General features: G+C 34.3%; 24 protein-coding genes. 9 read left to right on the top strand and 15 right to left on the bottom strand.

What is annotated here, in order from left to right; genetic code table 11:
- Nucleotides 1–149: 149 nt before the first annotated feature.
- Nucleotides 150–644: a DUF2716 domain-containing protein gene (locus PQF83_RS25440; protein WP_000758862.1), complete on the bottom strand. Its 495-nt coding sequence runs from the start codon at nt 642–644 to the stop codon at nt 150–152.
- A gap of 560 nt (nt 645–1204) precedes the next feature.
- The gene (ybaK, locus tag PQF83_RS25435) at nt 1205–1681 is read right to left on the bottom strand and encodes a Cys-tRNA(Pro) deacylase (RefSeq protein WP_000710876.1); all 477 of its coding nucleotides are present in this window, start codon (nt 1679–1681) and stop codon (nt 1205–1207) included.
- 337 nt (nt 1682–2018) lie between these two features.
- On the opposite strand from ybaK, the gene PQF83_RS25430 reads away from it, so the two are divergent.
- The gene (locus PQF83_RS25430) at nt 2019–3332 is read left to right on the top strand and encodes a histidine--tRNA ligase (protein ID WP_002163584.1); all 1314 of its coding nucleotides are present in this window, start codon (nt 2019–2021) and stop codon (nt 3330–3332) included.
- Nucleotides 3333–3577: 245 nt separating this feature from the next.
- Here PQF83_RS25430 and PQF83_RS25425 read toward each other — a convergent pair whose 3' ends face one another.
- Nucleotides 3578–3886 (bottom strand): hypothetical protein, encoded by a 309-nt coding sequence (locus PQF83_RS25425; RefSeq protein ID WP_002163583.1) that lies wholly within the window; start codon nt 3884–3886, stop codon nt 3578–3580.
- A 347-nt stretch (nt 3887–4233) separates the two neighbouring features.
- On the opposite strand from PQF83_RS25425, the gene PQF83_RS25420 reads away from it, so the two are divergent.
- Both PQF83_RS25420 and PQF83_RS25415 read left to right on the top strand, forming a co-directional pair.
- Nucleotides 4234–4545, top strand: a complete 312-nt coding sequence (locus PQF83_RS25420) for a hypothetical protein (protein WP_000860721.1) — start codon at nt 4234–4236, stop codon at nt 4543–4545.
- Between the two features lie 256 nt (nt 4546–4801).
- A complete protein-coding gene (locus tag PQF83_RS25415; RefSeq protein WP_000914260.1) occupies nt 4802–5401 on the top strand; it encodes a hypothetical protein in 600 nt (199 codons plus the stop codon).
- 49 nt (nt 5402–5450) lie between these two features.
- On the opposite strand, the gene PQF83_RS25410 is transcribed toward PQF83_RS25415, so the two are convergent.
- Entirely contained in the window at nt 5451–5840 is a 390-nt protein-coding gene (locus tag PQF83_RS25410; protein ID WP_000340663.1) for a winged helix-turn-helix transcriptional regulator, read from the bottom strand.
- 128 nt (nt 5841–5968) lie between these two features.
- On the opposite strand from PQF83_RS25410, the gene PQF83_RS25405 reads away from it, so the two are divergent.
- Entirely contained in the window at nt 5969–6652 is a 684-nt protein-coding gene (locus PQF83_RS25405; protein ID WP_000185729.1) for an NAD(P)H-dependent oxidoreductase, read from the top strand.
- Nucleotides 6653–6799: 147 nt separating this feature from the next.
- Nucleotides 6800–7081 (top strand): DUF1292 domain-containing protein, encoded by a 282-nt coding sequence (locus PQF83_RS25400; protein WP_001997837.1) that lies wholly within the window; start codon nt 6800–6802, stop codon nt 7079–7081.
- A gap of 46 nt (nt 7082–7127) precedes the next feature.
- On the opposite strand, the gene PQF83_RS25395 is transcribed toward PQF83_RS25400, so the two are convergent.
- The 6 genes from PQF83_RS25395 to PQF83_RS25370 all read right to left on the bottom strand — a co-directional run bounded on the left by PQF83_RS25395 (nt 7128) and on the right by PQF83_RS25370 (nt 12801).
- Entirely contained in the window at nt 7128–8198 is a 1071-nt protein-coding gene (locus tag PQF83_RS25395; RefSeq protein WP_080014987.1) for a pyruvate kinase, read from the bottom strand.
- An 81-nt stretch (nt 8199–8279) separates the two neighbouring features.
- On the bottom strand, nt 8280–8990 hold the full coding sequence (locus PQF83_RS25390; RefSeq protein ID WP_000782554.1) for a hypothetical protein: 711 nt from the start codon (nt 8988–8990) through the stop codon (nt 8280–8282).
- Between the two features lie 337 nt (nt 8991–9327).
- A complete protein-coding gene (locus PQF83_RS25385) occupies nt 9328–10086 on the bottom strand; it encodes an SDR family oxidoreductase (protein ID WP_000716980.1) in 759 nt (252 codons plus the stop codon).
- 56 nt (nt 10087–10142) lie between these two features.
- Nucleotides 10143–11801: a putative ABC transporter permease subunit gene (locus PQF83_RS25380; RefSeq protein ID WP_000036879.1), complete on the bottom strand. Its 1659-nt coding sequence runs from the start codon at nt 11799–11801 to the stop codon at nt 10143–10145.
- The gene (locus tag PQF83_RS25375; RefSeq protein WP_000570055.1) at nt 11794–12519 is read right to left on the bottom strand and encodes an ABC transporter ATP-binding protein; all 726 of its coding nucleotides are present in this window, start codon (nt 12517–12519) and stop codon (nt 11794–11796) included. The genes PQF83_RS25380 and PQF83_RS25375 overlap by 8 nt, the downstream gene beginning before the upstream one ends.
- Before the next feature lie 87 nt (nt 12520–12606).
- Nucleotides 12607–12801: a hypothetical protein gene (locus PQF83_RS25370; RefSeq protein ID WP_000935861.1), complete on the bottom strand. Its 195-nt coding sequence runs from the start codon at nt 12799–12801 to the stop codon at nt 12607–12609.
- Between the two features lie 179 nt (nt 12802–12980).
- Between PQF83_RS25370 and PQF83_RS25365 the strand changes: the two genes are divergently transcribed.
- On the top strand, nt 12981–13340 hold the full coding sequence (locus PQF83_RS25365; protein ID WP_000859221.1) for a DUF3796 domain-containing protein: 360 nt from the start codon (nt 12981–12983) through the stop codon (nt 13338–13340).
- Complete coding sequence (locus tag PQF83_RS25360; RefSeq protein WP_000896297.1) at nt 13328–13531, top strand: helix-turn-helix transcriptional regulator; 204 nt, start codon at nt 13328–13330, stop codon at nt 13529–13531. The genes PQF83_RS25365 and PQF83_RS25360 overlap by 13 nt, the downstream gene beginning before the upstream one ends.
- Before the next feature lie 54 nt (nt 13532–13585).
- On the opposite strand, the gene PQF83_RS25355 is transcribed toward PQF83_RS25360, so the two are convergent.
- From PQF83_RS25355 to PQF83_RS25335, 5 genes are all read right to left on the bottom strand, one after another.
- On the bottom strand, nt 13586–14548 hold the full coding sequence (locus tag PQF83_RS25355) for a tubby C-terminal domain-like protein (RefSeq protein WP_000955097.1): 963 nt from the start codon (nt 14546–14548) through the stop codon (nt 13586–13588).
- 172 nt (nt 14549–14720) lie between these two features.
- A complete protein-coding gene (locus PQF83_RS25350; RefSeq protein ID WP_000875920.1) occupies nt 14721–15431 on the bottom strand; it encodes a YjjG family noncanonical pyrimidine nucleotidase in 711 nt (236 codons plus the stop codon).
- 44 nt (nt 15432–15475) lie between these two features.
- Nucleotides 15476–16420 carry a phosphotransferase family protein gene (locus PQF83_RS25345; RefSeq protein WP_033670767.1) on the bottom strand — a complete coding sequence of 315 codons (945 nt, stop codon included), beginning with the start codon at nt 16418–16420 and terminating at the stop codon, nt 15476–15478.
- Nucleotides 16421–16509: 89 nt separating this feature from the next.
- Entirely contained in the window at nt 16510–17532 is a 1023-nt protein-coding gene (locus PQF83_RS25340; protein WP_000531484.1) for a tyrosine-protein phosphatase, read from the bottom strand.
- A 179-nt stretch (nt 17533–17711) separates the two neighbouring features.
- The gene (locus PQF83_RS25335) at nt 17712–18434 is read right to left on the bottom strand and encodes a hypothetical protein (protein WP_000207381.1); all 723 of its coding nucleotides are present in this window, start codon (nt 18432–18434) and stop codon (nt 17712–17714) included.
- Nucleotides 18435–18557: 123 nt separating this feature from the next.
- Between PQF83_RS25335 and PQF83_RS25330 the strand changes: the two genes are divergently transcribed.
- Both PQF83_RS25330 and PQF83_RS25325 read left to right on the top strand, forming a co-directional pair.
- Nucleotides 18558–19397: a DUF2785 domain-containing protein gene (locus PQF83_RS25330; RefSeq protein ID WP_000355461.1), complete on the top strand. Its 840-nt coding sequence runs from the start codon at nt 18558–18560 to the stop codon at nt 19395–19397.
- Nucleotides 19398–19414: 17 nt separating this feature from the next.
- A complete protein-coding gene (locus tag PQF83_RS25325) occupies nt 19415–19876 on the top strand; it encodes an NUDIX hydrolase (RefSeq protein ID WP_000540476.1) in 462 nt (153 codons plus the stop codon).
- Nucleotides 19877–19891 lie beyond the last annotated feature (15 nt).

Below are 19891 nucleotides of genomic sequence, written 5' to 3'. Positions count from 1 at the left end.
TTCCACATTTCCTCATGCAACCCACGAGCCCGTTACCAAGTCCGCAGTTTCGGATGGAGATAGACTTTGCATCTAATCTAGTAGCAGAAGCTACCCTGTGGGAATGCGACTTCTTGTCGCACCATAACTTTCGATATGGGAAGTGAAATTTATACTTTATCATTGGTCTTTTTTAATCTACTAGCTCTTAATTCTTTGAAATTCTTGATTAATTCTTCTCCGAAAATATAAATAACTTTTTCCCATGGATGTCCTAAATACCCCCACTTAAAGTCTTTTTGCAAAAAGAAATAATAATCTCCATCCGGAAAAAATGGGATTTTCCATTGATGATCATCTTCGTTTAGATTTAAATTTAAACTAGGATTCATCCAGTAGCCAGCATGCTGCCAATCTAACGCATATATATATTCATGTTTCTCGGTACATAAAATAAGAGCTTCCAATAATATATGATCAAAGATATAATCATCGTCATCAGTCCATTTTCCTTCAAAATAATTAGGTAAATCGTAAGTAATATATGGACAAGAAAATTTAAATGATTGGTCACCATCAATATTAGGATTAAAAGCAAATTCATCATAAAATCTATCCCAAACATTCTCATATTCTTGTTCATTTAACAAAATCCATTTTTTCAAACTCCGTACCTACTTTCTAATATTATTATATAATTAAAATAACACGATGAAATTGTATATTCTATTCATTGCTAATTTACATAACACATTATTATCAGTAGCAATGAAAAAAGGATAACCCTGCTCTCACAAGAGAATCTTCTTTTTTAGTTCTATAAATCTATACATTTTTTATACATTCCTATCCTAACGCGGTTTTAGTGTTCGTGTATGTTACTGGATTAGCAAAAAAAACTGTATAACATCTTGCAAACTCTTAGCGTAAGATTCCCCCAAAATATTGGACCCCAATACGTGCTTTCTTATGGGTATTTCTTGCCCCCATTAAACAATCTTCTGTCACTTGTCTATCTTTAAGGGTAACGCACCGAGCCTTTGTCCTCCTCCCAAATCCAAACAAATGATTCATATTACAGTCTATTTCAAACTGAATATTTAATCTTTATTCATTTTAATATAGGTATGTAAATAAAAGGGATAATCAGCCCCATAATGGACTAACTATCCTATAAATCTTTATCTAAAGTTAATAAAACTAGAACTTCTTTCCCTATGTATATTTACTTCGTTACCTCACCAAACTGCGCTCTCGTCACTTTCGCCAAGTCATCCACTTTCAGCTCAATTTGTATACCTATTTTTCCGCCGCTTACTATCATCGTTTCAAGTAATTGGGCACTCGCATCAATACATGTAGAAAATAACTTCTTCATTCCGACTGGTGAACAGCCGCCGCGAATATATCCTGAAACTTTCGTAATATCTTTAACAGGAATCATTTCAATTTTCTTTTCACTTACTGCTTTTGCGGCAGCTTTTAAATTTAGTTCCTCATCTACCGGGATGATAAACACATGATAATTTTTACTATTCCCTTGAGCGATTAACGTTTTATATACTTCTCTCACTTCTCGTCCAATTTTCTCGGCTACTGATACGCCATCAATTTTCCCATCGTCTGGATTATATGACATCATCGAATATTCAATTTTCTCTTTATCTAATATTCGCATCGCATTTGTTTTATCTTTTTTCATAGTGATCTCCTTAAACGGTTATTTCATATTATTAAGTTTTATTATACACCCTTTTCCATTTCTCCTACATAACTTCACGTATATTTCAAAACTAAAAATATTGATAATTCAAAAATCATTTGATATAATTTGGAAAAACTTATTGTTAAGGAGAGATTTGTAATGCAAAATTTTAATATTTCTTTCCAACTTCATCATCATACGTAACGCCGTGTATCCGAAGAAAAATTTTTCTTCGTGGGTACAGGGCTTTTCCTGTTGACCCACGAAGCGTTTATAAAGCTATGTGGGTATTTTTATACCTGCATAGCTTTTTTTAATTTAAAAAGGAGTGATTATGGTGGAAATGAGAAATGTAAAAGGAACGAAAGACTATTTACCAGAGGAACAAGTACTACGAAATAAAATTAAAAGAGCGTGCGAAGACACGTTTGAACGATACGGATGTAAACCGTTAGAAACGCCGACATTAAATATGTATGAGCTTATGTCTTACAAGTACGGCGGTGGTGATGAAATATTAAAAGAAATATATACACTTCAGGATCAAGGAAAACGCGCACTTGCCTTACGTTACGATTTGACAATTCCATTCGCAAAAGTTGTGGCAATGAATCCAAACATACGCCTTCCTTTTAAACGGTATGAAATTGGGAAAGTATTTCGAGATGGCCCTATTAAACAAGGGAGATTTCGTGAGTTTATACAATGTGACGTTGATATTGTCGGTGTTGAATCTGTCATGGCAGAAGCGGAACTTATGAGCATGGCGTTTGAACTGTTCCGAACGTTAAACTTAGAAGTAACGATCCAATATAATAACCGAAAATTGTTGAACGGTATTCTCCAGTCTATTAACATCCCTACTGAACGAACGAGTGACGTCATTTTATCATTAGACAAAATCGAAAAGATTGGGATTGATGGTGTACGAAAAGATGTACTTGAGCGCGGAATTTCTGAAGAAATGGCTGATACAATATGTAATACCGTATTATCTTGTCTACAGCTTTCAATTGCTGACTTTAAAGAAGCTTTCAATAATCCACTCGTTGCAGATGGGGTAAACGAATTACAACAATTACAGCAATATTTAATCGCTCTTGGAATAAATGAGAATACGATATTTAATCCATTTTTAGCACGAGGACTGACAATGTACACAGGTACTGTATATGAAATTTTTTTAAAAGATGGCTCGATTACATCTAGCATCGGTAGCGGTGGTCGTTACGATAATATTATTGGAGCATTCCGTGGTGATGATATGAACTATCCAACAGTCGGTATTTCATTCGGTTTAGACGTTATTTATACAGCACTATCACAGAAAGAAACAGTATCATCTACAGCGGATGTATTTATCATCCCGCTCGGAACAGAATTACAATGCTTACAAATCGCCCAGCAATTACGTTCTACCACTTCCTTAAAAATCGAACTTGAACTAGCGGGACGCAAATTAAAACGCGCCCTTAATTATGCCAATAAAGAGAATATCCCTTATGTGCTTATTATTGGGGAAGAAGAACTTAGTACAGAAACTGTTGTGCTGCGGAATATGAAAGAAGGTAGTGAAGTGAAGGTTCCGCTTTCTTCTTTGAAAGACAATACACTAAATAAGTACTTTACTACGCCTACTACGTTATGACTGTGAAGTATTCTCAAAATGTAAATGATAGAATAAAAAACTCCATTAACAAATAATGGAGTTTTTACGCACAATTTAATTTTGTTTAAATGTAAATGTTTGTTTATATTTTCTCGCCGCTTCACAATCTTTTTGTCCATTTTCTAATGTTCTCGAAGGCCTCTCTTGCCAAGTTATAATAACTTCAAGTTTATTAGACTGAACGGATATAGGAAAATTCGCATGATTAAAAGCAATTTCTTTACTTAACACATGATCTTTTTAGAAGTGAAAAGTTCATACTTCGTTTGAGAATGTGGTTCATTTCGAAATACTTCAACGGTTACATGATAAGCGTCCTTCCCAATATCTTGAACCTCGAAACCATACGTATCAAAAATATCCTTTTTAGATGTAACTAAACTAGTTTTTTTATCAGGTTTCTTAATTTCTATTTTCCATCGATCTGATGTTTGAGAAACCGGCAACTGCTTTGGAGAAAAAGCATGAACAGTGAAAGAACTTCCAATTACAAAACAAAATATACAAAAGAAAGAAAAAAGTACTTTTTGCATTAGTATAACCTCCATTGTTTTAAGTTTTGAATTACTGTTCCCTAAAAACAATGGATATATTATCCCTTAAACGAAAAGCGTCTTCATACATTTATAGAATCTCGTATACAAGTTTTTAAATAACTGAGATTAACTCAATAATCTAGTCAAATATTTATTACTTACTGTTTGATCGATGTGGATAACGTCCATTCCCCCTTATTGAGGTGGTTTTTCTATTTTATAGATACCCAACAATTAGTTTACATAAAATTATTATAATCTATTAAAAGCTACAAATAAACAATATCCAGTTACCTATTATTTTTGGTAATATATAGATAAGAATTATTTTAGGAGGATTCACTTTGAAAACCTACATCCAAGCACTAAAGTGGACTACAGGGATCTATCATCTTTTATTACTTCCTTGTTATTATGTATTTCCAAGTCTTGTTAACCTATATGGGATACCTTTACTACTATTGATTGTTTTACATATCACTACTATTTTATTAGCTAAAAAAGAAGGCGTGAATACGTATCCCCATTATATAGGTATTATCGTTACTCTAGTTGCCTTTTTCCCTTATATAGACATCGTTCTACATATTATAGCAGCCATTTTCCTTTTATTAGATGCGGCTTCTATGAATGCAAAAGAAGTGTATGATTCATAACAGGATAAAATGAAACTTTAATCAGTAGAGTTTTGAAGTCGGTTAGCAAATTGCAAAACTTACATAATAACGTTATTGTTAACACCCAAAAAGGATTTACTTTTTAAGTAAATCCTTTTTCAAATTACTCTCCTTACCCCAGACTAATAAAAGAATATTCTGTTTTATTTTTATAAAATTCTAAAAATTTACAATATAACTTAATTATCATACATTTTAGTTATGTAAAAAAACTAAGTGTAAAGGAGATGAATTCATGCTAAAAAAATTGATAGTAGGTGCAGTGGTAGCCATTTCATCATTAACTGTAGGGTTAGGATCAGTATCAGCTAGTACCGAAAAGGATTATTCGATTACCTCTTTTGAATATGTAACTGTAGATGAAAAGACAGTAGATTCGTTTAACAAATTGGGTGCTCCATCTAAGGAAGACATAAAAATAACTTTAGTTCTACCGAAACAAAACCAAAATGGAGACTGGTTATCTTATGGTTTTTCGAGCAAAGAAAGTTTAGAGTCTTTTATTGAAAAAGATAAACAAAGATTGAATCATACAATCACTCCCCTTGGGGTTGAAGGAAGCGGCCCTGGTAGTACAGACTTCTATAAACGTACAAATCAAGGTAGCGAGTATTTTTCTCTAAGTAGCGGTTATAAAAACTTGTCTCCTAGTTGGCAAAATCAAATTTCTTCCGTAAGTACAGCATCCCCTACTGCTAGCTATTCAACAACGCTATGGGAACGTACTTCAACTGAAGGATATGGAAAAGGTGTTGTTTTTAAACATGCTGATTGGTATGGTAAAACTGCAAACTTGGCTGCCATTCCAACTTCAGCAGTTGAAGTTAAAAAGTAAAAATACAGAAATAAAAGGTGTCTTCACATATGGAAAACACCTTTTATTTCTACAACTCTTTCCTATTATTTTTCGTATTCCTACTCTCCAAAACTTTCTCCATATTATGAGTCGCCCACTCCATCATTAATAGAATCATTGGACGAAGCGATTCACCAAGCTCCGTTAACGAATATTCTACTTTTGGAGGTACTTCACGGTACACTTCACGATGTATGATACCATCTGCTTCAAGTTCTCTCAGCTGTAATGTTAACATTCTTTGTGTGATATTAGGTTTTAATCTTTTTAATTCATTAAACCTCTTCGTCCCATCTAATAGATGATACAAAATTACCCCTTTCCATTTCCCTCCAATGACCTCAACCATCGCTTCCACTGGACAAGAATATTTATTTAAAAATGGGTAATTTACATTATTTTCGTTTGAACAATCCATAATAAATCCCTTCCCTTAACATTAGTATCTTTTTTGATACTATACTACATAAATGTGCGTACTTGTTTCTATGTTACTTTAAAAATATAATTTGGTTACAAAATAAATTAATGAAAAGAGGAACTTTTATGACAAATACAAATCAAATTACAAAAGAAAAAATTATGGAAGCTTTTCATTTCAGACATGCATGTAAAGCGTTCGATCCTATGCACAAAATTTCAGAAGAAGATTTTAAATTCATTTTAGAAACAGGCAGATTATCCCCTTCTTCTTTCGGATATGAACCTTGGAAATTTGTTGTCGTACAAAATAAAGAATTAAGAGAAAAACTACAACCATATTCATGGGGCGCTGGTGGGCAACTTGCAACAGCTAGCCACTTTGTCATTGTTCTTTCAAGAAATATTAAAGATATGCATTATAATGCAGATTATATTAAACATATGATGAATGATATTATTGAATTACCTGAAGACGCGCAAAAAATTAGATATGAATTCTTCAAAAAGTTCCAGGAAACAGATTTTAACTTATTACAATCTGATCGTGCTGTATTTGATTGGGCATCTAAGCAAACTTATATTGCTTTAGGGAATATGATGACGAGCGCAGCTCAAATCGGGATTGATTCTTGTCCAATAGAAGGATTTGATAAAGAGAAAGTAGATTCTTTACTTCGTCAAGAAGGCATTATCAATGGAGATAACTTTGAAGTATCTGTTATGGTTGCCTTTGGTTACCGTAAAGAAGAGCCAAAACGTGATAAAACAAGACAGACTATGGATGCAATTGTTGAATGGATTGAATAAGATAACATGCGCTCCTTATAGCTGTATACTCATACGAAAAAAGTAGAATTTCATTTCTCTTATGTATGAAATTGGTTTTTCATGGAAAGATATATTAGTATGTATGCAGTTTAAACACTCTATTTATTAGAGTTGGACAGGAGGAGAATGAATATGTCTGATATTGAAGTTGGCGAAGTGTTTACTCTTAGTGATGAGAATAACGAAGAGCAAGAAGTAGAAGTGCTTGGAGCGATGGATGTCGAAGGCGCTGAATATATTGCAGTTGCCTTTGTTGAAGACATTCAAACAGAAACCGAGGAAGACATTGATATTTTCTTTTTAAAAGTAGAAGAAGATAGTGAATTCTCATATATTGAGAATGACGAGGAATTTGAAAAAGTATCTGCTGCGTTTGAAAAGATTTTGGATGAGCAAGAGCAAGAATAGAATGAAACACACGAGGACGGATGCATATCCGCCCTCTTTTTATTTATCACGCATCCAAAGACTTATGTAGTAATTCCAGTACATCTTTCATCACAAAAGAACCGTCTTTTTTCACATGCTCAGCAAATTCAGAAACGAGACGTAATGTTTTTACACTCTCAACCGGATGCTCGCCTGATGCACTTTCAGCAGAAAGCATAACGGCATTCGTTCCGTCCAGTACAGCTTGAAACACATCCGTTACCTCAGCCCTTGTTGGAATAGAATGATCTACCATAGATTGAAGCATTTGTGTCGCTGTAATAACATATGTATTCGTTCGATTGCATTCCTGAATCATCATTTTTTGCAAGAGCGGAATAAATTGAAACGGTAACTCAACTCCTAAATCTCCCCTTGCAATCATGATTCCATCTACTTCTTTACATATATCTTGAAAATTCTCGATCGCTTCCATCGTTTCTATTTTTGCAATTAAATTAGGTGACGTTTCTTTATACTGTTGTATGAAATCTCGTATTTCTTTTATATGACTAGGTTTTCTTACGAAAGAACATGCGATAAAATCAACACCTTCTTCTAAAAGAAACTGAATATCTTTTTTATCTTTCTCTGTAATAGCGGGTAAACGAACGATTGCGCCTGGTAAGTTCACCCCTTTATGAGAGGAGATATTACCACCTGTTTTCACCTTCGTTTCTATTTTATCCGTACTTACTTTCTCAACGATTAACTCAACTTCACCATCATTCATTAAAATTCTACTTCCGACTTTCACATCATTCGCGATTCCTTCATAATCAACACTTGCTTCTGTACTACTCCCTGTAACTGGTTGCGTATGCAAAATAAAAGAATCTCCCGCCTGAAGTGTAATTTGTTCTCCTTTCATTTCACCTAACCTTATTTTAGGACCTTGTACATCGCCTAAAATTTTAATAGAATCATCTAACGATTTCACTAAACGAATGATATCTTTATGACTTTCATGCGTCCCATGTGATAAATTTAGCCGAACAATTTTCATACCATTGCTTATTAACTGCGCTAACGTTTCTTTATTATTACTTGCTGGCCCAATTGTACAAATTCGATCGATTGTCATTTTTATCACCATCCTTTTTCATTATGATTCCCATAAACTTTCATTACACTCTCAACATAAAAAAAGCCTACTCCCACAAGTAGGCTTTTAAAACTACGAAAGTTTTGTTAATAATTGATTTAAATCTTTTTTCGTTTTCGTCGTTAAGGACTTCATTTTAGTAATATCTATCTTTTCTTTCTCCGCCCCTACAATTAACGGATACATACTTTGTCCAATTGTTTTATATTCAGCTGGGTGTGATGTTTCTAACTCTTTCTCAATTACATCCCACTTTGCATTAATTTGTTTTCCAAGTTTATTTACTGTTTCTAATTTCGGATTAGCAGCTAATTGCTTATCTAAGCTATCAACTAATGCAGCAACTTCTTTCACACTCGTTTTCACAGCTACACTTTTCTTAGGATCTTTCGTTGTTTTTCCGTCAGAATTTGTACTTGTACTTTGATCTGTTGTTTTCCCGCTAGTCGTTTGATCATTCGTTTTTCCTGTCGTCTCTTTTTCTTTTGTTTTTACATTCTCGTTTTGAGCTGACGTTTTACCGTTACTTTCTGTTCCTGATGATTCTTTCGTGTTTTTTGCATCTTTATCTGTTTTTTCGTTGGAAGAAGTATTTGTTTCTTTGTCAGTATCTTTCGTTGTTTTTGACGTTTCATCTGTACTTGTCGTTTTTACTTCTCCTTCATTTTGCGCAGTTACTTGCTCTTTCTTTTCTGTTTCTTTATCTGCTGACGGACTACAAGCTGCCATAGTAAGCATTGTACCAATTGTTATCGATGCGATAGCGACCTTTTTCATTTTCATATAAATCCCCCTATGTTTACGTTTTTATCCTCCCCTTTACGATTCGATTTCCCCTTAAAAAATCCCTTTTCATACGAATTACCATCTTTCCGACAGTAATCTTCATAATAATACGTACAAAAACTGATAGATCAATTTGAATATTCGAGTTTCTTCTACTTCATTTTTCTTCTCTGTAGTAAAAGAAAAAGAGTATATTGTCACATGAAGAATTACGATCTTCATATGACGATATACTCTTCTATCAAATTTTTATCTTTCTTGACATTTTATTTATACAAAAAAATAAAATTTTCTTTCGTTTTTTTGTTTCTCAACAATTGTTAACATAATATATTTATGAGTACCCACCATTCGAATGAATAACTTGCCCAGTAATCCATTTCGCTTCTTCACTTACTAAAAAAGATATTAAGCGCGCAGCATCCACCGGCTCTCCTACTTTACCTTGCGGGAACTTCCATACTAAATGATGCTTCAGCTCCTCTGTAATCCATCCTGTATTCGTCGGTCCTGGATCAACAGCATTTACTGTAATCCCCTTCTCCATCGCAACTGGTGCTACTGATTTTGTAAATGCTTCAATTGCCCCTTTCGTTGCTGCGTATGCTAATTCATCAGGCATCGGCCCTAGTGACTGTCCTGAAGTAAGGTTAATAATACTGCCACTCGCCTTGCTTGCATACTGTTTTATAAATAATGAACTTAATAACATAGTAGCCCGAACATTAACCGTATAATGTTTATCTAACTGTTCTACATTTAATTCCTCAATTCTCGTATGAGTAGCATACGCTGCATTATTAATTAAAATAGATGGATCACCTAACCGTTCTGATACCATATAAAACAAACGATTGGGCGAATACGACTGCGATAAGTTGATTTCTGCCATTTCACATCGAACACCGTAACTTTCAATCTCCTCTTTCAACAAAAAGGGCTCTTTGTCATGCATTCCCCACGGCATCGCTTTATCATACTGAGACCAGTACGTGAAAAAAATGTCTATTCCTTTTTGAGCAAGCGCCTTGCATACAACTGCACCAATTCCATTCAGACGAGTGGCCCCTGTTACAATTGCTATTTTCTTCACCTTTTCTCCTCCACCTATGGATAAATCCTCTGCACGAATACAGAGGATCTATCTTTTTATTCAATATTTGACAATATACGTTCTGCACCTAATTTTAAAATTTTAATAAAGATATAATTTACAATCGTAAACATTACAAATAAAACGATAAACATAACCCACAGTCCGACATGAAGGAAGAAGTATAATAAACTTACTCCCGCTACAATAACTAAAGCTATTAAAATATTAGCTAAAAAATTCCACAAAGTTGTATAGCGGCTCTTAAATAATTTCTGCTCTGTATCCCAATGTATATCTGCAGTTTGTGCATCCCAGCGTGTACCAATTAAATTAATTAACAGTAAGCCGTTCGCACTTAGTAAAAACCACAGTAACATGAAAACAGGAGAAATTCCCGCTACAACTGCCATCGTAATACCGAACACTGCTAAAATAATTACATTAATTAACCAAGCCGTGATTGCTTTTGCAAAAAAGATATCCGAAGCTTTTACAGGTAAATATCGATTCACAAACCAAGAGCTTCCATCACGTGAGAATGAAGTTGTTGCGATGACGTTACTTCCCATTAAAAATAGAGAGGCACAAAGGCCAACGCCAATCGCAAGCCCTGCTGATTTTGGATTATTAATATAACTCGTAACCCATTTTAAATTTCCATCTTGTACAAATAAAACGAAGAACAACATAATCGGCATAACGAAAGTTTGTACGATACAATTTAAGAAAAATTGTGGTGTACGGAATAACGTTTTAAATTCTTTTTTCACATACGCTTTCAAATGTGAACTTTGTACCGTTGATTTTTGTAAACCTTCTGCTGAAATGACTTCTTTTTTTGCTGTACTCGTTGAAAGTCCAATAACCCCTTTTAAATATGTACGCTCTGCAATGTAATAAAACAACACAAAAAATACAAATGAAATAACTGCAAAGATTATTACGTATAAAGGACCCTTCCAATTTGCATTTTCTACTAATGCTACTGCTCCAAAATATGTAGTTGGAAAATAGTTTGTCATTTGTACTAAAAGAGAAGACTGGTTGTTTGCAAGGTAATCCGCAATTGCATCTTCAGAAAACGAACTTTTATTTTTCCACTGCAAAAACACGTTAATTCCTACAATAAATAGTATACTTACGATTCCGATAAATATATTTCCTCGGTCTTTATTTTTCGCTATATTTGTATACCTCATAATAACTGTCATGAGTAACGAAGCTAGTACTAACGGCACAATCGGGAAGAGTAAGTAAATGAAAATCATATATATGTAATATGTAATAAACGCTCCACTTTTTAATCCGTAAGTAATGAAGATTGGTAGTAAAATAAATGAACTCATTACGTATTGTGTAATTAATACCGTTAAAAATTTGGCTGAAATAATTTGCGCTGGTTTTAATGGTAATGGTAATAACATTTCAATGTCATTGCTGTAGTAAAATACAGTTAAAATGTTCGTAATACTCATTAAAAATACCCATATACTCGCAATCGCAAGTCCCATTGCGATAATCATTCCTGGATCTTGCCCTAAATGTATCATTCCCTCATACATTGCATGCGTGATAGAACCAAACAGTAAAAATCCGACAAATAAAATAGCCGCAAATGAAAATACATACGCCCATCGCTTCTTCTTATCTGTTATAAAATCTGCATAATTTAATTTCAATAATACTTTCGTTAACGTCCAAATTTTACTCATTGCCCGTCATCTCCAAGAACATTTTTTCAAGTGATTCGTTGGATTTAAAATGATCTCTCATTTCATCTAAATTCCCTTTAAACTGCAAATTCCCCTTATTAATAATCGCGACGCGGTCACATAATTTTTCTGCCACTTCTAATACGTGTGTAGAGAAGAATACAATCTTTCCTTTATCCGCATGTTCTCTCATCATTTCTTTTAAAATATATGCAGATTTCGGATCAAGCCCCGTTAACGGTTCATCTAAAATCCATACATCTGGCTCATGCACGAGCACACCAATAATAACAATCTTTTGTCTCATACCGTGCGAGTAACTTTGAATTTGATCTGATAAAGCATTATAAAGATCAAATTTCTTCGCTAAGGACTCAATTCGTTCTTGGCGTACTTCTTTCGGCACTTCATACATATCTGCCATAAAGTTTAAATATTCAATTCCCTTTAATCGTAAAAACATATCTGGACTATCTGGGACATAACCAAACGTCTTTTTCGCTTCCATCGGATTTTTCATAATATCTATACCGTTAATCGTAATCGTCCCTTTGTCCACCCCATGGATACCAGTAATCATCTTAATTGTCGTTGATTTACCGGCACCATTTGGCCCTAAAAATCCAAAGATTTCTCCGCTAGGCACAGATAAACTTAAATCTTTTACTGCATAGGTAGAACCATTATAACTTTTTGACACATTCATAATTTCAATCATTCCATCCAATCCTTTCCTTAATTACCAAATAACTATATTAACATTATAGCATACTTATAATTTTTATATTTTTGTATTTTTCAGTTTTTAACCTTTAAAATAAATATACAGACCTAACCCAACGATTAAAACGACAGCTAGTATAATATAAATCATCGTAAGCCTTCTAATATTCCCCTTTGTCGCTTTACTATAATTTGCATCACCCTTTCGCCCAATTAACACCGTCGCGACTACAGTAATGACTACAAGTAATACAACGATCATGATCCAATTTAGCATACCTTCCTCCCCCTCCTTACAACCATTTTACAATATTATCCTCTTTATTTCGCAGTATATTTCCTCTTTTTACTATTATTATGAAGCAAACTAAAAAACTATTATTACCATTCCTATCCATATGTGATATATTTATAACATAACGTGATTTATTTCTAACATGATAAGGAGGAACTATCATGAAAACAACTTGGATAAAATATTTAGGATTTCTCGGTTTCTTCGGTTTTCTTGGCTTTTTTTATGAAAAAGGATTGTTTACTATGTTTTGTTTCTTCTCCTTTTTCACCTCATATAGAACGGTTCAACACGATGAACTGTTTGAACAAATCGTCAATAAATCGTGCCGCAATGCCTTTATCGTTACGTTACTAACTACCGCTATCATTATGTTCATTGAAATGTTATTTCCAAACCCGGTGCTACAAGAGATTGATATCGCTCTTATTTTCGGCACACTCATTCTTACGTTTGGTTTTTCTATGTTCTTTTACGATAAACCTGTTGACGAAATGGAAGATGCACCATGGCGTTCGTAACGAAAATAAAAGAATACCGCGCCAAATTGAATATGACGCAAGAAGATTTAGCGAAACAAGTTAGTGTACGTCGTGAAACAATTAACCATCTCGAAAAAGGAAAATATAATCCTTCCTTGCAGCTTGCTCACGATATTGCGAGGGCACTTCATAGTACGATTGATGAAGTTTTTATTTTTGAGGATAAATAAAAATACCGGCATTCTTTTCACAAAGAATACCGGTATTTTTCATTTATACAACGATCACCCATACAAAACCGCATGAAATACGCCCAACAGTAAATATTGGTCTTCTATATAATCTTCATCGTATACATTCATCTCGATGTGATACATATCTTCCTCAAGACGAATATTCCAATCTGCAATTACATAGCCTTTTCGTAATAATTTTCCCATCCCAAAAGTAGTTTTATGAACAACAAATTCTTCTCTCTTATATGTAAAGGTAAATAAGAAATTTGCATCCAATAACTTTCCGTCACATACAAGTATTTCATGCTCTGCATCATGATTATCTTTATATGTTACTAAAATTCTTCTTTGACGCTGCCTACTTACATCCTTTGCAATGACGCGAATATTGTCCTTACTATCCTTTATTTCATAAATAATATTACTACCGACTTTCGGAATGAAATCTAGCACTCTCATCAACGTATTTTTATAATATCCCCGTACTGTGCCTACTCTGTCGCTTTCATTGTAAACCTCAATAGGCACCGTATCCGCTTTACTATCACACAGTCGTTTGTAAGAAAGCTGCATCACCCGCTCTCCTCTTAAGTACTGATCAAACGTCACTGGATATTCTAACGCGCGCAGTTCTTTATTTAACTCATATAAATAACGCTGAACACTCTCCACTAATGCTGTAGTAGAAATACATTCCTGAACCTCAAATTGTTGCCAACTGGAAGAAACTCTCCATTGATTGTCCTCTTCATAGAAGAAACTAAGAATTGTCTCATCACGGTCAGGCGTTTCATAATTCATATGTACATTCTGCCCGTGCTGCACTTGCTCCATCCACTGCCCTAAATAAATGCCAAGCTCTGCGACCTTCATGCATGACTTTTGAAAAAGCACGCTGTCACTCACGCGAATCGTTACATCCCCTTCGATAAAGCCCTTTGAATAAGCATCATACCGCCGTTCATCTTTCTGTGGGATATTCTTGTCTAACTCAAATAAAAATGTTAACATCTTTCACTCACCTCTAGTTATTACACCGATCGTACCTATAAAATGAACGCAACTCAAATTATATCGACGATTTTGCCAATATATCTACCGTAACTTAAAATATATCAACGATTTTTTCGATATATCGACGATTCGACAAAGAATATCGACTTATCAACAAATATCGACACGATTAAAATGAAACTACCTTTTCTTCCGCCACTTCTACAAGTTCTAAAATTTGCAGCAGACTCTTCACTTCATAAGTCGGCTTAACACTTGCCTTATTCTCTTTCAAACTCGGATTATACCAACACGTATCAATGCCGTAATCTTCTCCGCCTTTCATATCAGAAGTGAGCGAATCTCCAACCATTAGTACACTTGATTTATCCGTAATCCCAAACTTTTCAAATGCATAATCAAAAATCTCACGTGCTGGTTTTTGATGACCAACCTCTTCTGAAATAATAATATGATCAAATAAATTACATAAAGGCGAATTTCCGATTCTAGATTGTTGTACTTTTGTATATCCATTCGTAATAATACCTAACTTGCAATCTTGTAGATTCTCACATAATTGCACTGCACCTTCTATAAGATGTACTTCTTTCCCTAAGTTTTCAAGATATACGTCACTAAATTGCTGTGCATCTACTTCTATATTATGAAGTGCAAATAATTGTCTAAATCGATCTACCGCTAATTCACTTAACGTAATCATTTTATTTTCTAAATCTCTCCATAACCCATTACTAATCTCTTTATAACTTGCAAGATAATCAGTATACCCTGTAGGCATACCAAACTGTACAAACGCATTATGTAATGCGTGTCTTTCCGTTTCAGGGAAATCTAATAATGTATCATCTACGTCGAATAATATAACTTTGTATTTCATGATGTTCTCCTTAGTTCCTATTTTAAAAACTTCGTTCTCATTGCTTATAAGTTTTTATATATTTCTTGATGAAGCGCTTTAACCCGCTCTTTATAGAATACACCTTTATCTTTTATTTTCAAATGTGCTATAAATAAGTTTGCTAGCATGACAGCTGTATCTAGTCTATAAAATAAACTAACGATATGAGGGGTAACATTAAAGATACTATCATTCTTATATCCATCTTTAAATTCATCCCAACTAATCTCATTAGTTTCAGCTATTCTCATTAACTCCAGCAATGGATGACCAATTAAAGCGTTATCCCAATCAACTATTGCTTTAACTTCTCCATTATACCCGATTAAATTGGCTGGTCGAATGTCCATATGTAATAAGCATTTTACATGATCTGCTGTACTAAGAATATGTTCAATTGTTTTTGTATCTGGAAGTTTAATTCCACAGTTCGTAATTGTATTAAACCCTTCTATCCGTTTCACAATTCTTTCTGCTATATACTTACTAATCGGCTCTTTAATATTTTTCTCGTAATGCAAACCATCAATTGGCATGCTATGAAGCTTGCTCACTAACTCTCCTATTTTGTGCGCAGAAATTGGCATATGATCAGTATACACACAATCCGAAATTAAAAAATCAAGTTCGACAGAAAGATGCAATCCGTGTATCTTTGGCACCGAAATACCTTTTGAATGACAATACTTAGAAAGCTCTGCTTCCTTTTTCAATGAAATCCGACTATTAAATAAATCTTCATTTATATTTTCTACTTCTCTTTCCCACGGCACTCGAAATGCCAAAGACCCCTTTTCTGAATCTCCTCGAAAAACAATATTTTGCACTCCCGTTCCAATCACCTTTAAATCCTGAACAGCTAATTCCTTATAATCTTGACTTAGTATTGTTGCTAGCTTTTCTCTTAACCCCTCTGCTTTTCCACGTGTATGAATCATTTTATCCCCCGATTCGTAAGTTCTTTTCATTCATTCTCTCTTCGTTGCACAACATTCTCATTAGCAAAATTATAACAACAATAAGAAAAGGAGGCTAATCCAATCAGCCTCCCTCCGCTTTATTTATCTTCTAACAATAAAACTTTCATTTGTTCTAACGACTCTTTCGTAAAGCCAAGTGCTTTTTCAGCATACGCTTCAACTGAACCATATTGCTTTTTCACTTCATCAATCGCAGCTTGTAAATACTCAGCACGTGCTTCGAACATCGCACCTAATATCGCTCTACTCTCATCGTTTTGTAGTTTTGCACCTAAAAAGGCCATCATTTTCTCGTTTAACTTTTCACGGAAACCGTTACTTAGTAAATAATCTTCCATTACTGTTTTCTCTGGTACACCTAGTAAAAGTAATAATAATGCTGATCCAAATCCAGTACGGTCTTTCCCAGCTGTACAATGGTTTACTAACGGTAAGTTTTCCGGGTTTTGCGCTAAGTTTAAGAAGCTTACGAACGCCTCGTTACCACTTACGAAATCTTGATTCATTTTCACAAGGTATTCGCCTGGTTTGCCTAACATAGAAAGGTCACCAACTTGGAAAAACTCATTTATGTTCAAGTCTTTTGCTAAGTCTTGCATAACTGGTAAACACACTTGACGAGCTCCTGTAATCTCAGGGTTTGGCTTATGCTTCACTTCAAAGTCTGTACGGTAATCGCAAATTAACTTTAAGCCAGACTTTTGTAAATACGCAATATCCCACTCTGTTAGTCCTGCTAATTCTTCAGAACGGTATAATTTACCCCATTTTACTTTACGGCCTTCTGTCGTTTCATATCCTCCCATATCACGGAAGTTAAACGCGCCTTGTAATGGCAGTCTACGCTCAGCTACTGTTACTGCTTGTCCATTACTACCTACTAGTCTAAAATATGGACGCTCATTTTCTCTCGGGTTTTCAATTGTATATGATGATTCTCCATTTACCGTTGCAAGTAATTCTCCATTTTCTTCAATATGATCTGGCGAAGTACTCCAGTAAATGCGAACTTCCTCTATATTATTTTCCCACTTTATTTGTAACGTATTATCTTCATTTCTTTCTACAGTTGCTTGTAACCAATGTCTTTGCTGCCCCATTCTTTCACCAACGCTTTCTCTTATAATCGAATCTTACTCTATTGTATTATACAAATATCTACTTTGTCGTTCTCATTTTTCTTTTTATCTTACAAACAGGCAAAAAGTTCTTTTACTTGTTCATAAGTTGTACATGGATTCCCTCGAAATGAGTTCAAGAGAGTACATCGTTCATCCTCCTAAAACTTCCACACATACCGCTCAGTAGAACTAAGCAGCTGACATCCGTTATTTTCAAAAATATCCTTCATCCACTCATTTTGTACATTTGTCTCACCGATATAATAAGATGCTCCTATTTCTTTTAATACAAACATCGCTCCTGTAAAGAATGCTGCTTCGTATCCTTTATTTCGCATATTTGGAGCGACTGCGAAATACATAAGTTTTCCTTCTTCTAACGTCCCCTTTTCAATATATGGGATTACAATTCCGATCTGCTCTTCATTAATACTCGCAGTTAAACAATGTTCTTTCCATTGCTCTCCAATTTCTTGTAGCATCATATTTACAAATTGATCATAAGTGACTTGTTCTTCCGTCATCTCGTTCCAAAGTGAATAAAAAGCATCTTCTCCTACTTCTTCAATCAACTTAAAATCAATTTCACTTTCTACATCTTCCACTTCATATATATCCTTACATACAATGATGTTTTCAGTAACATATTCAAAAGAATACGCTTCGAAACATTTCTTATACACATCATAATTTGGGCTTTTTGAAGAAACTTCAAAAAGTAAGTTTTCAATTCCCTCTTTTTCAGCCTCAACAACACAATATTGCATGATTCCCTTTAATTGCTCTTCTGTAAAAATCTCTGCATTATTTTCTTTTATCATGATAGAAGAAGCATTTCTTCTTATTTTAAAATGTTTTTCTAACTGTTCTATCGTCGTCATATTCTTCCCTCATCTATGTCATACTTGAATTTCTACTTGTTCTCCTTGCATGAGCAGGATTGTCCTTGAATATATAGAATACTAGAAAACATCGCATCTTTAAAGTGCGGAGGAGGTTCTCCATTGGATATTACAGCGCTGCAACAACAGTTAGAGCTTATACAACAAAATGACTATACGCAACTGCGACATATAGATATAAATGAATTAACGCTCCATATGCTTCAGTATATCGGAACAACTGATAGTTACGTTCGTTACCAGCTTATATATAAATGTTTTGTGCATTTTATTCATCATGAATTCCTTATGGATGATCAACTAAAATTACTGTTGCAAACTTGTTTAAGTGATGAGTATTTATATTGTGACATTTACTCCCCACATACAGATGGGGTTTTCACACGTTCTTACACTGTTTCGTTAATTGCGTTAATACTCCAATTCGCTAATTCGCACTACTTTTGTACAGAGGAGGATATTGAAGAAATAAAAAACAAACTCATTACATACACAAACTTAGAAACAGATTTCCGAGGCTATATTGAAAATAAAGGATGGGCTCATTGTCTTGCTCACGTATCTGATGCCTTTACGGAAATTGTTCATAATACGTATACAACTTTTGAATGGTACGAAGAGTTAATTCATTGTTTATTAAATAAAATCTTCATTCCATCTGACCTTTTTCATAATAACGAAGATGAACGCATCGTTACTCCTTTACTAGCGATGTTGTATCATGACTTTCCGCAAGACGAGTTAATTTCTATTATTCATAAAAAAATAAAAAGGCTTCCTCAAATTAGAAAACGCCTTTCACTTAATGAGTATTGTATTTTATGTGCCAACATTAAAACCTTTTTACGCACATTATTTTTCAGAACGAAAGATGATCATAACTTAGCCTTTACAGCACGTAAAACAGAAAGAATGTTAAAAGAACTTCCTAATTACTATTAAAAACAAGGAGTCAAAATATGGGTTATATTGAAGACATGAGAAATTTAGTAGGAAATCATCCACTTATTTTAATAGGTTCGCACGCCATTATAGTAAATGAAAAAGGTGAAGTATTACTGCAGCTCCGCACAGACTTTAACCGCTGGGGCATTATTGGCGGCGCTTTAGAATATAACGAAACATTAGAAGACGCTTTAAAGCGAGAAGTATATGAAGAAACTGGACTGATTATTAAAAATCCAGAACTATTCCGTACATACTCTGGACCAGATTACTTTCAAATCTATCCAAACGGCGATCAAGTACACGGTGTACTCGTTGTTTATATTTGCCGCGAATTCCACGGTGAGCTTGTATGCGACCATACGGAATCGAAAGAACTACGCTTCTTTTCACTGAATGAGTTACCGAGTAATCTTCCTCCTGTTATTGAGAGGATTATTAAGGAGTTTCAACAATCCAATTTATACGTGAAATAGAATGGCTCTTCCTTT

This window comes from Bacillus sp. FF-1, assembly GCF_028548245.1.
Taxonomy (GTDB): domain Bacteria; phylum Bacillota; class Bacilli; order Bacillales; family Bacillaceae_G; genus Bacillus_A; species Bacillus_A paranthracis.
Note: the sequence above shows the minus strand (reverse complement) of the source record. Positions and strands in the feature narration are given on the sequence as shown.